General features: G+C 48.5%; 13 protein-coding genes. 12 read left to right on the forward strand and 1 reads right to left on the reverse strand.

The genetic code is table 11. The features are described from left to right. Positions 1 to 10: 10 nt before the first annotated feature. The 12 genes from B8987_RS11875 (at position 11) to B8987_RS11930 (ending at position 12,360) form a co-directional block, all read left to right on the forward strand. Positions 11 to 637, forward strand: coding sequence for a precorrin-8X methylmutase (locus B8987_RS11875; protein ID WP_242940708.1), 627 nt, complete (start codon positions 11 to 13; stop codon positions 635 to 637). After that, entirely contained in the window at positions 634 to 1,893 is a 1,260-nt protein-coding gene (gene cbiE, locus B8987_RS11880; RefSeq protein WP_084661624.1) for a precorrin-6y C5,15-methyltransferase (decarboxylating) subunit CbiE, read from the forward strand. Before B8987_RS11875 ends, cbiE begins: the two co-directional genes overlap by 4 nt. A 162-nt stretch (positions 1,894 to 2,055) precedes the next feature. Continuing rightward, complete coding sequence (gene cobI, locus B8987_RS11885; RefSeq protein ID WP_084661625.1) at positions 2,056 to 2,796, forward strand: precorrin-2 C(20)-methyltransferase; 741 nt, start codon at positions 2,056 to 2,058, stop codon at positions 2,794 to 2,796. Then, positions 2,793 to 3,599, forward strand: a complete 807-nt coding sequence (gene cobM / locus B8987_RS11890; RefSeq protein ID WP_020373880.1) for a precorrin-4 C(11)-methyltransferase — start codon at positions 2,793 to 2,795, stop codon at positions 3,597 to 3,599. The genes cobI and cobM overlap by 4 nt, the downstream gene beginning before the upstream one ends. After that, the gene (locus tag B8987_RS11895) at positions 3,596 to 4,693 is read left to right on the forward strand and encodes a cobalt-precorrin 5A hydrolase (protein ID WP_084661626.1); all 1,098 of its coding nucleotides are present in this window, start codon (positions 3,596 to 3,598) and stop codon (positions 4,691 to 4,693) included. The genes cobM and B8987_RS11895 overlap by 4 nt, the downstream gene beginning before the upstream one ends. 44 nt (positions 4,694 to 4,737) lie before the next feature. Next, complete coding sequence (locus tag B8987_RS11900) at positions 4,738 to 5,607, forward strand: sirohydrochlorin chelatase (protein ID WP_084661627.1); 870 nt, start codon at positions 4,738 to 4,740, stop codon at positions 5,605 to 5,607. A 13-nt stretch (positions 5,608 to 5,620) separates the two neighbouring features. Then, positions 5,621 to 7,165, forward strand: a complete 1,545-nt coding sequence (gene cobJ / locus B8987_RS19665) for a precorrin-3B C(17)-methyltransferase (RefSeq protein ID WP_176213243.1) — start codon at positions 5,621 to 5,623, stop codon at positions 7,163 to 7,165. A 186-nt stretch (positions 7,166 to 7,351) separates the two neighbouring features. Then, positions 7,352 to 8,491, forward strand: a complete 1,140-nt coding sequence (locus B8987_RS11910; RefSeq protein WP_084661628.1) for a cobalt-precorrin-5B (C(1))-methyltransferase — start codon at positions 7,352 to 7,354, stop codon at positions 8,489 to 8,491. Positions 8,492 to 8,597: 106 nt separating this feature from the next. Further along, positions 8,598 to 9,815, forward strand: a complete 1,218-nt coding sequence (locus tag B8987_RS11915) for a TadA family conjugal transfer-associated ATPase (RefSeq protein WP_084661629.1) — start codon at positions 8,598 to 8,600, stop codon at positions 9,813 to 9,815. Continuing rightward, a complete protein-coding gene (locus tag B8987_RS11920) occupies positions 9,808 to 10,515 on the forward strand; it encodes a type II secretion system F family protein (RefSeq protein ID WP_084661630.1) in 708 nt (235 codons plus the stop codon). The genes B8987_RS11915 and B8987_RS11920 overlap by 8 nt, the downstream gene beginning before the upstream one ends. After that, a complete protein-coding gene (locus B8987_RS11925) occupies positions 10,512 to 11,174 on the forward strand; it encodes a hypothetical protein (protein WP_084661631.1) in 663 nt (220 codons plus the stop codon). The genes B8987_RS11920 and B8987_RS11925 overlap by 4 nt, the downstream gene beginning before the upstream one ends. 175 nt (positions 11,175 to 11,349) lie before the next feature. Next, positions 11,350 to 12,360 carry a class I SAM-dependent methyltransferase gene (locus B8987_RS11930; RefSeq protein ID WP_084661632.1) on the forward strand — a complete coding sequence of 337 codons (1,011 nt, stop codon included), beginning with the start codon at positions 11,350 to 11,352 and terminating at the stop codon, positions 12,358 to 12,360. Here the strand turns inward: B8987_RS11930 and B8987_RS11935 are convergent. Beyond that, entirely contained in the window at positions 12,272 to 13,417 is a 1,146-nt protein-coding gene (locus B8987_RS11935; protein WP_084661633.1) for an MFS transporter, read from the reverse strand. The two genes, B8987_RS11930 and B8987_RS11935, sit on opposite strands and share 89 nt — an antisense overlap. Positions 13,418 to 13,439: the final 22 nt, after the last annotated feature.

The raw sequence follows: 13,439 nt of genomic DNA on the forward strand, positions 1-13,439 counted from the left end.
AGTGACGCCCATGACTCCTGAACAAATCTATGAGCAGTCCTTTTGGCAAATTCGTCAAGGATTAACCAGCTTAAACTGCTCGGATGAAGAACGTCGTATCATTGAGCGGGTTATTCATGCGACAGCGGACTGGGAATACCGGGATACGATGCAATTTCATCCCCAGGCCATCAACGCCGGGATTGAGGCGATAACGCGCCATATACCGCTGATTACCGATGTCCATATGGTTGAGGTAGGCTTTAATCGCACGATGATGGCGAGTCTCGGACTCAAGAGTTTTTGTTATGTGGATCATGATAATGCAGAGACCATGGCGAAAAAATTAGGGATAACACGGTCAGCCTGGGGCATTCGGCACGCATTTGATGTGCACGGTAATGAGGGGATTGTGGTCATTGCCAATGCGCCCACCGCATTATTAGAAACCTTACGGCTAATTGACGAAAAGCTTTGGACTCCCCATTTGGTTATCGGGGTTCCGGTGGGCTTTGTCATGGCCAAGGAATCTAAAGAGCTCCTGGCACAGCAGCAAAAAATTCCCTTTGTGACCAATTTGTCGATGAAAGGAGGAAGTCCCGTGGGGGCTGCGATTGTTAACGCCTTGATGACGCTGGTGGACAAGAAAGGCTTATGATAGCCAATCCGATTTATGTTTTGGGTCTGCCGTCTCAAGGCTTGGACCAATTGGATGAAGATGGACAGCGTCTTATTCAAACGGCGGATATTGTCTATGGCAGTCGTTTCATATTGGAACACGTTCCAGAGGGTCCTAAAAAGTATGCCATCATACCGCCCCTTGAGCAAATGGCTCTACATTTGAAGAAGAATTCTAATCAAAAACGGATCGTGCTCGCGACCGGAGATCCAAACTTTTTTGGCATTGCGGATTTTTTATACCGTTCTTTGGGGGCTGAAAGGCTGGTCGTGATTCCGCAGGTCTCGTCCATTCAGCGGGCTTTTGCCAAAATAAAAATGTCATGGCACGATGCGTTTTTTGGAAGCGTTCATGGACGCCCCATAGAACCGGTGATCGCCTGGATTGTGCGCTATCCCAAGGTGGTGGTACTGACTGATCCCGACCATCACGCGGGGAAAATCGCTCAAATCCTTGTCGCCGCCGGTTTGCCTGGGGTGTCTATGTATGTTTGCGAAAACCTAGATAGGGATAATGAACACATTACGGTGGGGACGGCACAAGAGCTTCAAAATCAGTGTCTGGGCGAATATGCAGTCGTGATTTTAATTAATAATCAAGCTGGATTTCAGCCCTTTGGCTACGAGGATGATACATTTCACCATCGTCCCGAGCAACCTGGCATGATTACCAAAAAGCCAGTCAGGGCTATCAGTATTGCCCAACTTGGGTTACATCAACACAGTATACTGTGGGATATCGGGGCGGGAACGGGATCGGTGGCGATTGATGCCAGCCGAATTGTTGGTGTTAGGGGACAAGTTTTTGCCATTGAAGCGAACTCTCGAGATTATCAGATTTTGTGCGAAAATATCCGGAGCCATCAGGCATCTGTGACGCCCATTTATGGGGAAGCCCCTGAGATTCTTGATCTTCTGCCTGATCCAGACGCGGTATTTGTAGGCGGATCAGGGGGACGCCTCCCCGACATTATTGAAACGGTTAGCCAGCGTTTAAAGCCTGGAGGCATGATCGTCTTGAATGTGGTTCGCTTTGATCATCTATCTGTTATACCACAGCTTTTTCCCAAGGAGTATTCTTGGAGCGTGCGCATGGTGCAAACAGCCGTGATGGATGATAAGATGACCATCCCGCGGTTTCTTCCTGATAATCCGGTCTTTGTTGTCTCGGTGAAAAAACCTGTGCAGGTTCCTGGTAATAGTGGAGATCATGGGAGCAGCTCGCAAGCTGATTAGGATAAGAGGGACATCCAGCGAGAGAAAAGGGAATTTGGCAAGCGAGGCAAAATGGACAACTGAACCCGGAAAACTTTTTATGGCAACACAAAGCGCAGGAAGCTTGGACCGAGAATGAAATCATGTGACAGACGATGACCCGTAGAAAGGTTGAAAAGCGTAATGAAATTATGTGGCACATTATACGGATTAGGAGCCGGTGCCGGCAATCGAGAATGGTTGACATTAGAAGCCGATAGGATTTTGCGAGAGGTCCCCATTATTGCCCTGCCTTACGGTGCCGATGGTCATCGTGGCCGGGCCGAGCAGATTATCGCACCATATTTAGGACCGGAGAAAACCGTCTTGCGATTACGATTTCCCATGACGCGTGATCCTCGGCTGCTACATCAGGCATGGGAAGAAGCGGCTGACCAAAGCTTATTGTATTTGCGACAACCGGCCGATGTCGTGTTTGTGACGGAAGGCGATCCATCACTCTATTCCACCTTTTCCTATCTCGCTGAGGCTGTTAAAACCCAATGTCCCGAGGTCAAGGTCCGTATCGTGCCGGGCATATCCTCGATTCTTGCTGGCCCCGCCCGGTGGGGGCATGCGTTAACAAAATCTCACCAGTCCCTGGCGATTATTCCGGCTTCCCATAATCTCGAGAAAGTGGCCAAAGCGCTTGATCTGTGTGATACGGTCGTTATTTTGAAAGTGGCTCAGGTATTTGAGGAGGTTTATAATTTATTGGCGTCACGCCAGTTGTTGACCAATACCGTCTATTTATCCCATATTGGGTTGGATGACGAAGAAATGATCACGGATATTAGCATGTTAAAAGAAAGGCCGTTACCTTATATGTCACTTCTCATCGTTTCTCCCAATGGTCAAAAACCTATGAAGGCAGGGAACCCATGAAAGAGATTAAACCGGGAACGGTGTACATTATCGGGGCAGGTCCTGGCGATCCGGAATTGTTAACCGTTCGGGGGATGCACATTCTTCAACAGGCCGATACGGTCATTTACGCGGATTCACTCATTGACAAGCAAATTCTTTCGTATTGTCGCTCCTCGGCTCACATTGTTACCAGTAGCGATCATCATTTGGATGAAATTATCGGTGTGATGGTGCAAGCGGTCCAGCAACATCATGTTGTGGCCCGCTTACATTCCGGAGATCCCGCGGTTTATGGTGCGATTGCCGAACAGATGCGGGCATTGGCCACCCATCACATTCCCTTTGAAGTTATCCCCGGCGTAAGTTCGGTGTTCGCCGCGGCAAGCACGTTGAAGAAAGAATTAACCGTACCAGGAAAATCGCAAACCCTGATTTTGACACGGGTCGAAGGGCGGGCCAGTGAACTGCCGCAAGGCGCATCTTTATCTCATTTGGCCCGTTTTCCGGCAACCTTGGCCATTTTCTTAAGTGCAGCCCTTGCGGGGAAAGTCACGCGTGAACTCCTCGATGCCGGATTTAAAGAGTCCGATCCGTTAGTCGTGGCATATAAAGTCACGTGGCCGGATGAGGAGATTATTTGGAGCACGGTGAAAACGTTATCGGAAGATTTACGTCATCACCGGATTCATCGGCATGCCTTGATTTTGGCGGGTCCAGCAATTGAAGAGTATGCTTCGGATATTCGTTCACGTTTGTATGATCCTGCGTTTTCTCATTTATTTCGACAACCACAGGAGGATAAACGAGGAACGACGACATGAGGAACGAAACATGGGCAGCGGTATTGATTTCGCGCGCGGGATTACGTCTTATCGAGCGTTTGCGTGCACACAAAGTGTTCGATCTCTGGATCCCGGATCGCCTCAGGAATGCGGTCCTTCCCTCAATGGGCTCGACGCACATCTATAACAGGCCATTGAAAGATCTTGTAAGAGACAAATTTCATGCCTATGATCACTGGATATTTGTTATGTCCGTGGGAGCGGTCGTCCGACTCATCGCCCCTGTCCTTCGCAATAAGTATTCCGATCCCAGTGTGACTGTCTTGGATGATGCGGGACACTATGCTATTTGCCTTTTGTCTTGCCATGGCCGAGGGGGGAACCAAGCGACGTATGACGTGGCCAAGATATTACAAGCAATTCCCGTCATAACGACCGGCTCTGAGAGTTTAGGAGTGCCAGCCTTAGATATGATTGGAAAGGAATGGGAATGGTCTCTTGACCCTTCCACCACGATTCCTGTGATGTCGCGTATGATGTTGGATAACGAACCGATTGGTGTGATTCAAGAAAGCGGTCCCTTACACTGGAATTATCGTGATTATTTTGCATCTCGGGTCTACGATAGTTGGACCTCCGTCCCCAAGCCCGTCATGGATGAAATGAAAGGGTGGATCTGGATTACTCATCGTCATGTTCCGCCGCCCGATACCACCGGGAACAAACCTATTCTCATTTATCATCCTAAGGTCTTGAGCGTAGGTATAGGTTTTAGCCGCAATACTCCCCCAGAGGATTTTGAACAACTATTGGTCCAAACATTTACGGAACACCATCTTGCTGTGGACAGTGTGGCGCAGCTGGCAACCATTGATATTAAGCAAGGAGATTTGGCGTTGAGGACTTTTGCCACGTCGCATGGCTGGCCCGTTGTATATTTCTCGGCGAAAGAATTAAACACAGTCGTCCTTCATCAGGCCACGCACAATCCTCATGTCTTTCATGTCACCGGTGCCATGGCCGTAGCAGAACCGGCCGCCATTTTAGCGGCACAGGGAGGGGATTTGATTGTCCGAAAGGTCAAATCAGAACGGGTGACAATGGCTGTTGGGCTGTTGAACGCATTGGATTAACGCCTATTTCAAGGTATCTCAAAACAAGAAAAGAGGAATGGATAATGAGTGAAGCAGTCGACGCAGTGTTGCTGATAGGGCATGGCAGTCGCGATGAAGAAGGATCGAGACAATTTGATGAAATGGTAAAACAGGTGGACGAAATATTAAAAAAGTCTTTGACAATCCCCGTATACCGGGCATTTTTGGAATTTGCCCGCCCCAGGATTGATGAGACCATTCACGAATTGGTAGCCAACGGCGTCAAAAATCTGGCGGCAGTACCGGTTATGTTACTCGATGCCGGACACAAAATGCAGGATATTCCCCATGAATTAGCGCATGCTGCACAAACCTATTCCGATCTCCATATTCGTTATGGAGATCATTTGGGATTTCATCCCGATATTATGACCGTAATCTTAAACCGCTTAGCGTCTTTTGCCGCTGATCCGGATACAGGGATTCTCTTTGTCGGCCGAGGGAGTTCCGATCCGGTGGCGAATGCACATTTTTATCAAATGTCTCGCATGCTTTGGGAACGCACGGAATATGCCCTGGTAGAAAATGCATTTATTGGCATTACCTTTCCTTCTTTGCCACAAGGACTTCAACGGATTTACCAATTAGGCGCGCGAAAGATTATTGTGGTGCCCTACTTTTTGTTTACGGGAGCCTTATTTAAAAAAATTGAACGGGTTTCATACGAGTTTGCTGCGCAACATCCCGATGTGAAGCTGTCTGTGACCCAATATTTTGGTCTGGAAGAGGAAATTATTCAGATCGTTGCGCAAAGAGTGCACGAAGTGCTCCGGGGAGAACATACCGCTTACAATGTTGAATGGATGCGCCATTTGGCAGTGCACCGTTACCCAAGTTCCCATCATCATGACCATCATCATGACCATCACCATGGACATGCTCATCATCATTAGGAGGTCCAGAAAAATGACAGGAACCCTTTATATCATTGGCATGGGGCCTGGCGATCTTGAATTAATGACACCGCTTGCAACACGAATTTTAAGGCAAGTTCATGTCGTGATTGGATACCATGGTTACTTACAGCTTTTGAAGCCGGTTTTGGATGCACAGCGTCAAATTATTGTCGCCAAAGAGCTGTCACAAGAAGTTGACCGTGCAGCCATCGCTGTGCAATATGCCCTAGACGGATATGATGTTGCGGTGGTGTCAAGTGGCGATGCGGGAATCTATGGGATGGCCGGCGTGATTTTTGAGTATTTAAGCCAACATAATCCAGTAAATCCGCCTCCTATCGAAATGGTCCCTGGAATTTCTGCCTTGCAAGCGGCTGCAGCACGTGTGGGAGCCCCTATTATGCATGATTTTGCGGTATTAAGTTTGAGCGATTTAATGACGCCGTGGAACACCATAAAACAGCGTCTTGAGCATGCAGCCCAGGGGGATTTTGTGATCGCTTTATATAATCCCAGGAGTGCGAAGCGTCAGCATCAGATTGAAGAAGCCAGAGATATTGTCCTTCGCTACCGTAGCCCTAAAACGCCCGTGGCCATTGTCCGAAACGTTTCCCGGAGTGGTGAATCGGTGGTTTTGACCGATTTGGAACATCTATTGACCCATTTAATTGACATGTTTAGCCTTGTCCTGATTGGGAATTCGCAAACGTATCTGTGGCACGAGCGTCTCATAACGCCACGTGGCTATTATTCTTCACCGGACCTTCGGGTTTTGGTATTGGGCGGCACGATTGAGGGCCGGCAAATTGCACAACGCCTTGCCGCTCGCCGGATACCGGTGACCCTGTCCTATCAAAATGCTCCCAGCCACCATCCTTGGCCTGTTGGCGTCGAGGTGCATCACGGCAGTTTTGATTATCGAAGCTTAACGGAATTTGTTCAGCACCACCATGTGAACTATATTGTCGATGCGGCTCATCCCGATGCGAAGACCATCCATCACCTGGCTAAGACCGTTAGTGAGACTCTTCATGTTGATTATGTGAGGTATGCCCGGTCCTCATTAGTTCGTGAGCATTCGTTGATTTATCCCGTGACAAGCCATGAGGACGCTGCCCAGATTGCCGCAACGATGTCTGGGACCGTGTTATTGATGGTTGGCATCAAGTTTCTTGATGTGTATGCGCAAGTCCTTTTGCCAAGGCCCCAAGTGAACCCTGTGATCCGGATTTTGCCAAAATCGTCCTCTATTCACAAGGCGGAAACGCTAGGTTTTGCTCCGCAGCAAATCATCGCCATGATGGGTCCCTTTTCCCAATCTATAAATGCAGCATTATATGATCAATATCGGCCGAAGCTAGTCGTCACAAAGGCGGGTAGTTATGATTTACATGACAAAGTACAGCCGGCGCTAGACCGGGGAATTCCCGTGGTGGTCGTTCACCGCGCACCGGAATCCGGCGACTTGGAAGATGTGGGAGGGGGCCATGTCAATTCATTAGAGGCATTGGAGCAGCTCATTTTAAGTAAAATTCGCGTGCATTCTCCGACCTAGACTGAAATGGGAAAGGCTAATGTGTGCCGTGAGCGGTTATTTATGTCCCAATTGTGAGAAAGTCCGATCAACCAAGGAGCGTGTAAATCCTCTTTCTCCTGTATAGTAAACAGGGGATATTGTATACAGGCGATCAGATCCTGACTTTTTGGCGTGTATTGAGACGGCAGCGGGAGGTAAAGCCTAGTGGACGACTTATATCTCGGATCGATTTATGAGGACGTTGATGTTGATGGCGTCAAAAAGCGTCTGCGACAAGGGTTTACCACCGGAACATGTGCTGCGGCAGCGACACAAGGAGCGTTATGGTTGCTTGCCGGCCAACCCCTTCCTTCGGATTTGACCGTCACGTTGCCCATTGGCAAAAGAGCGCATCTCCCCGTGTATTCCGCATCGGTACAGGGAGAGCATGCGCTGTGCACGATTCAAAAAGATGGTGGGGATGATCCAGACGTTACACATGGGGCACTCATCACGGTGACCGTGCAAGGGACTGCCCTTCCCGGTATTGTTTTGGAAGGGGGAGAAGGGGTAGGACGTGTGACCAAACCGGGACTTGGTTTACGTCTTGGTGCTCCTGCTATTAACCGCATTCCACAAAAAATGATTTTGCACGAAGCCCAGCAAATGTTGGAAACGGTATTCGACACGTCGTGGTTCTCGTCTTACGCGGGTCTAAAGATTTCGGTCGCGGTAGAACATGGCGAAGACATTGCCCAAAATACCTGCAATCCGCGTTTGGGCATTGTGGGTGGGATTTCCATTTTGGGCACAACTGGCTTGGTTCGGCCGTATTCATTATCATCATGGAAAGCATCCGTGGTATTAGCGACCAAAGTGGCCTGTGAGAATCATGATCAAGTGGTTTTAGTTCCTGGAAGCCGTTCTAAACAGTGGGCCGATCAATATTTTACGTCTTTCCCCCCGGAGTCTGTCGTCGAAATTGGCCGGTTTCTGGGACATGCTTTACATGTTATTAATATTCGACCGACGGTGACACGCGTCATTTTTGCAGCCATGCCCGGAAAATTAACCAAAGTCGCGCAAGGGGCGATGGATCTTCATGCCTATGAATCCTCCGTGGACCTAACGTGGTTATTGAATTTAGCGCGAGACAGCGGAGTGAAGTCATCGGTGATGGAAGACATGCAGCATTTGACGACGGCAGGAGGAATTGTTAACCGGGCACGCCATTATCCGCGCTTTCTAAAACAATTGACCCTTTCTGCGCGGAACCAAATTCTTACAAAGTTGCGCGATGGTGTTGTCGTCGATGTATATCTCCTCGATGCACAGGGACATATTCTATCGTCCAGCGTATCATAATCCCTCTTAAGTCTCCTGTCCCATGTGTCTTAGTCTGACAGGATATATGGCACAAACCTTCGTTATGCTGAATGCGGAAAACACCATGACGGAGGAGTGTTAAGGCATGAACCAATACTCATGGAAACCTGATGATGCTACTCGCTCATCATCGACAATCTGGGAAACGCGTGCTCAGGAAGAATCCACCTCCATGGGAGTGCGTGTAGACCGCTGGCAGCAAGCGATACAATCCCAGTATCCGGAATTGCTTAGGCATTTGGTTTGGGACCGCGAACGGCTGAGGAAATTGGAAGAGGCAATTAACCAGGTGATTTCCGAGGAGGGATTGGATATCGCATCCATGACTCTGTATCGCCGTTCCCTGTTAAACCGGCTTACAGGACTAGGACCCTTGGATGCGTTGTTAACTGACGACCGGGTCACCGAAATTATGGTCAATGGACCGGAAGAAATTTTTTGTGAGCGTGCCGGACATATTGACCAGGTCGACCAAAAATTTCTCAGCCAAGAAGATGTCACGCTTTTGGCCCAACGTTTAGCGAGCCGTGCGGGTCGAGTACTCAATACGGAAACTTCGGTGTGTGATGCGCAGTTGGTGGATGGATCTCGGATTCATTGTGTGCTTCCCCCTATATCCGAACAAGCAGCCATAACCATTCGCCGGGCGCGTCACAAACCTTTCACATTAGATGACTATTTGTTAGGGGGAACATTAACTGCAGAAATATGGGAGGAGTTGGTGACCTTTATTCGGGAACGCCGCAACATTGTGGTGGCGGGAGGGGCTGGGTCAGGAAAAACGTCTTTACTGCGCCTTCTCACGGCTGTTGTGGATGATAGGGAACGCTTAATTACGATTGAAGACGTGCGGGAACTTAACCTCCACCATGCCAATACGGTAAGTTTGGAAGCACACCGGAATTATTCCATTCATGATTTGATGATTAACGCACTGCGTATGCGCCCTGACCGCATTATTGTAGGGGAAGTACGCGGCGAAGAAGCTATGGAACTCATTGAAGCGATGTCGACAGGACATCCTGGGAGTTTGTCCACCGTGCACAGTCAATCAGGTGGCGTGGCGACGATTTTTCGCTTAGCTCGGATGTGTTCCAGACGTCAATTAGGTATCCCGTTTGACCAGTTAGTGCAGCAAATTCGAGAAACTTTAGATGTCATCATTTATGTTCGCCGTTACCCTGATGGTGTTCGGCGTGTGGAATCCATTCAACAACCCCTTCAAGATACTATGAATATTATTTGGCAATATCAACAAGAACCGCACCCCGGATTTGTTAAGGTAGGGACATTTCATGCATAGTGCTATCCTATTGAGTGCCGGGCTGCTGGGCCTTAGTGTCACAGGCTTTCTATCGTCCTACCGACCGGTTTTATTGTCTCTAGGTAGTCTTGTCTCCTTGATACTTCCCAGTCACATTGTGGCAATGTCCACGTTGTTAATGGTTTGGGGATTAGATACGTTTTGGACAAGTCGTCTCCAACGCCAGCGACAAGAATTGAATGAACAGGAAACGGAACTGTTCTTGCGGCGTCTCAGCCGAATGTTAAAAGCCCGGGGGAGTTTAGCCTATGCCTTAGATGACCTGGGACGGGCGGATTCCCGAATTCAGCTGTATGCGGAACCAGAACGTGTGCTCGATGAATTGTCGTTGCAGTGGTCTACTGATGCAATACGGGTGGTGGCGAGTTCGGCTAAATGGGCTGATCGTTATGGAGGGTCGTTAGAGAACATTATCGAACATGTGATAAAACACATGGCGCTATCACGCCGGTGGCGATTTCAACGGCGGCTAGAAGAAATGACGTTAGAATCAACCGTCTTCATCCTCACACTGGCGCCTTATGTGGTTCTTCTCTTATTGAAAATGGCTATTCCGACATTTTATGGAGTATTTATTGGGACAGGGTTAGGACATGTGATGCTAATCTTATCCGGGATCATTAGTTTTTTGGTGTTACAGATTTTTTCTTGGCATATTCGCAATGAGGTGCGGCCATGACCGCGATGATTTCGGCTTTATTCCTGGGGATTGTGGTCATGGTCTGGCGTTCGCGCACATTAAGGTTGACATCCCTATTATGGGTAGCTGGTGGCTTGTTTGGCCCATGGTTATGGCACCCTACCTTAACCGGTGCGCTGTTACTCACGGGGATAAGCCTATTAGGGTTTTTGGGCGAATGGAAAGCACCTCTTAGCCGTAAAATGATACGCCAAAAGCGTTGGAGCCTTGTGCGATTCTGGCGAACCACCGCTTTTTTCTTGACGGCAGGAATGACGTTTTGGCAAGCGGTTGATCAAGCCGTGTTAGCGGTGCCAGAAGTGGCTTTAGATATTGGTTACTTGGCGAAATTGATTGGTGCACAGCGAGCGGATTCCTCGGCTCTTCTGACATTTCGGACCCAATATCCGGGGCCGGAAGGAGATTTGGTCGCCACGATGATGGCGTACGGCTATCAAAACGGTCTTCAAGCCGAAGATGCAATTTCTCAGGCCTGGGATATGGAAGAACAACTCGCGTTAGAAGAGGCCCTAAAAAAGCAGTCGGATCCGTTATGGTTGACCCTTTTACCCGCATTATTGCTGCTCAATGTTCTGATGATGTTTGTGGGCCCGATGATTGTCATGGCGATCAAAAATTGGTCCGTCTTAGCCCATTAAAGTCTCCTAATGTCTATGTGTCTTGTAGAAAAAAGGACTGAACCGAGAAAAACTGTGAAATATCCGACCGAAAAAAACCTCTGTGAAAGTCATCAGTTCTTTCCCTCGTAGCTTCCTGTTCTTTTCATTTCACTCGGTATGGTGGTGACCGTGCACGTTTTAGCGGTACCAACGTATGTGTAAAGCACGCACCGAGGAATCGGCCTGGGAAAGGGGAATGACATTGATTGCGGAATGGGCATTAATGGAACAAGACTTTTACATTGATGCGGTCTTGTATGCCGTGGTTGCATCGGGACTCTATCAGGCATTACAGCGGGGAGCTAGACGCGAGGATTTAGATAGATTGCAGGACAATCTCACAATCTCTTGGAAATCCCTGCTTTCTATTCTCAAAGATTTAGGATATGTTAGACAATTAGCAGATAGGTGGTATTGGGCTGGCGTATCACTGCCTGCCCGCCGTATCCACCGAATGGATATGATGAGACGATGGCTAAACTTGGCGGCCAATTATTCACCTACCGAACTCACGTTGTGTATTCAATCCTCAGAAGATGACCGTTTACGAGAATCGAGCTTGCCAATCAATACTTATGTTTTGAAGTATGTGCCCATATCCCAACCTATGCGGTGGATGGATGTTGGGGGTGGCAGTGGAACATTAGCGTTGACTTTAGCGACTTCTGGGGTCGAAGTGACTATGGTCGATACGTCTTATACTATTGCGCGCGTTTCCAAGCATTTACAACATCCTCAGATCAGATTATGGGCTGGCGATATTTTACAGTCCTTGCCGGATGGAAGATTTGATGTCATCAGTCTTATCCGGTTGATTGAAAATTTTCCGATTGAAACCACCTTGCTCCTTTTGAAGCGGTTAACGCGCGCGAGTCACGAATCCACCCGGCTGGTTTTGGTGACAACTGACGCCGATTTAGATCTCTGGGCCCAGTTATTTGCCATTGAAGTCCAGTTGACAACGCATCAAGGACGATTATATAGCTTGCGTCTGTTGAAAATCCTAGCTACTAAAGCAGGTTGGCGCATTAAACAAGTGCATCATGTTGATTTATTCTGTATTACGATTTTGGAACCTATTCCTGTACTAAAACTGTCCCATAGAAGACGTGCCATACCAGCGCACTCAAAAATCCAATCCACCAAAGTCCTGCAATTACTGTGAGAAAGGTGTTAAAGGGTTGGCGGTTTAAAGCCCATAGAATGAGGATATAGCCGATGAGGCCGATGATACGAGAGATAGCGGTAAAGCGGCTCCGATAAAAATCGGGCCAATGGGCAGATTTAAAGGTGTCCTCTCCGAGATAACTCAAAGACGTTCCCGCGCTTAAGGTTATGATGAAGAGCCAAAAGTGCCTGCCTTGAGGATTAGGATGAAGACGCACGGCAGTGGCGGACACCGCAGCTAATAGGTAGGCATAGACGAGAAACCGGTTCACGGGCCATTTGGCAACAATCGGTGCACTAAGGCCAATCATAACCGCGGTACCTGTACTGATGAGAAGGAAGACAGGAAAAATGCGCGGAAAAAACACCGTGCCAAACGCATAAGTCAAGAGGGAAAAACCTGACGTGTTGGTGAGGGAAAACACCGATGACACGAGCAGGCGAGGAAAAAATTTAAGGAATTGGGGATAGGTCATATTTTGGCCTCGGTGACATTCCCACGACGCGGATTCGACGAGTTGAGATCGCACAACCCAAGAGAGTACAGACAACAACAGCGGCACAATGGCTACGGCATTTTGACGGAACGGCGCAGGCAATTTGGGCGCAATCCAGGTATAAATGGCGAGCACAAATCCTCCCAAATTGACGAAATTGAGCTCCGTGTATAAGGCCTGGACGCGTAAGCTGGGGGTGATCAATTCCTGGGCATAAGTTAACAGCGTGTTACTTTCAATGCCTCCAGCAATTAGAAGGAGCGCGGATCCGATCAAAAGACCGAGAATATGGGGACGCCACAAAATTAGTAAAGATCCACTGATATACAGGACGGGTGTTCCCATTAACAGTTTTAAGCGGCCTAGATAGTCAGCTAACACGCCTCCTAGGCCAATACCCAATGCGAGAAGAAGCGGACCCCATGCTAAAAGCAGGACGGTGTGGCCTTTAAGCCATACCGCTTGGGAGGCAGCCACACCGTAAATATAGGAATTGAGAAAAAGACCAAGGGATAATGCCCAAAACGGCGTCGACTGCCAAAGTTTTGACTGTGTCATGCCGTTATTCTCGTGCCGAATC

Origin of the sequence: Sulfobacillus thermosulfidooxidans DSM 9293 (assembly GCF_900176145.1) — a bacterium.
In the GTDB taxonomy this organism is placed as follows: domain Bacteria; phylum Bacillota; class Sulfobacillia; order Sulfobacillales; family Sulfobacillaceae; genus Sulfobacillus; species Sulfobacillus thermosulfidooxidans.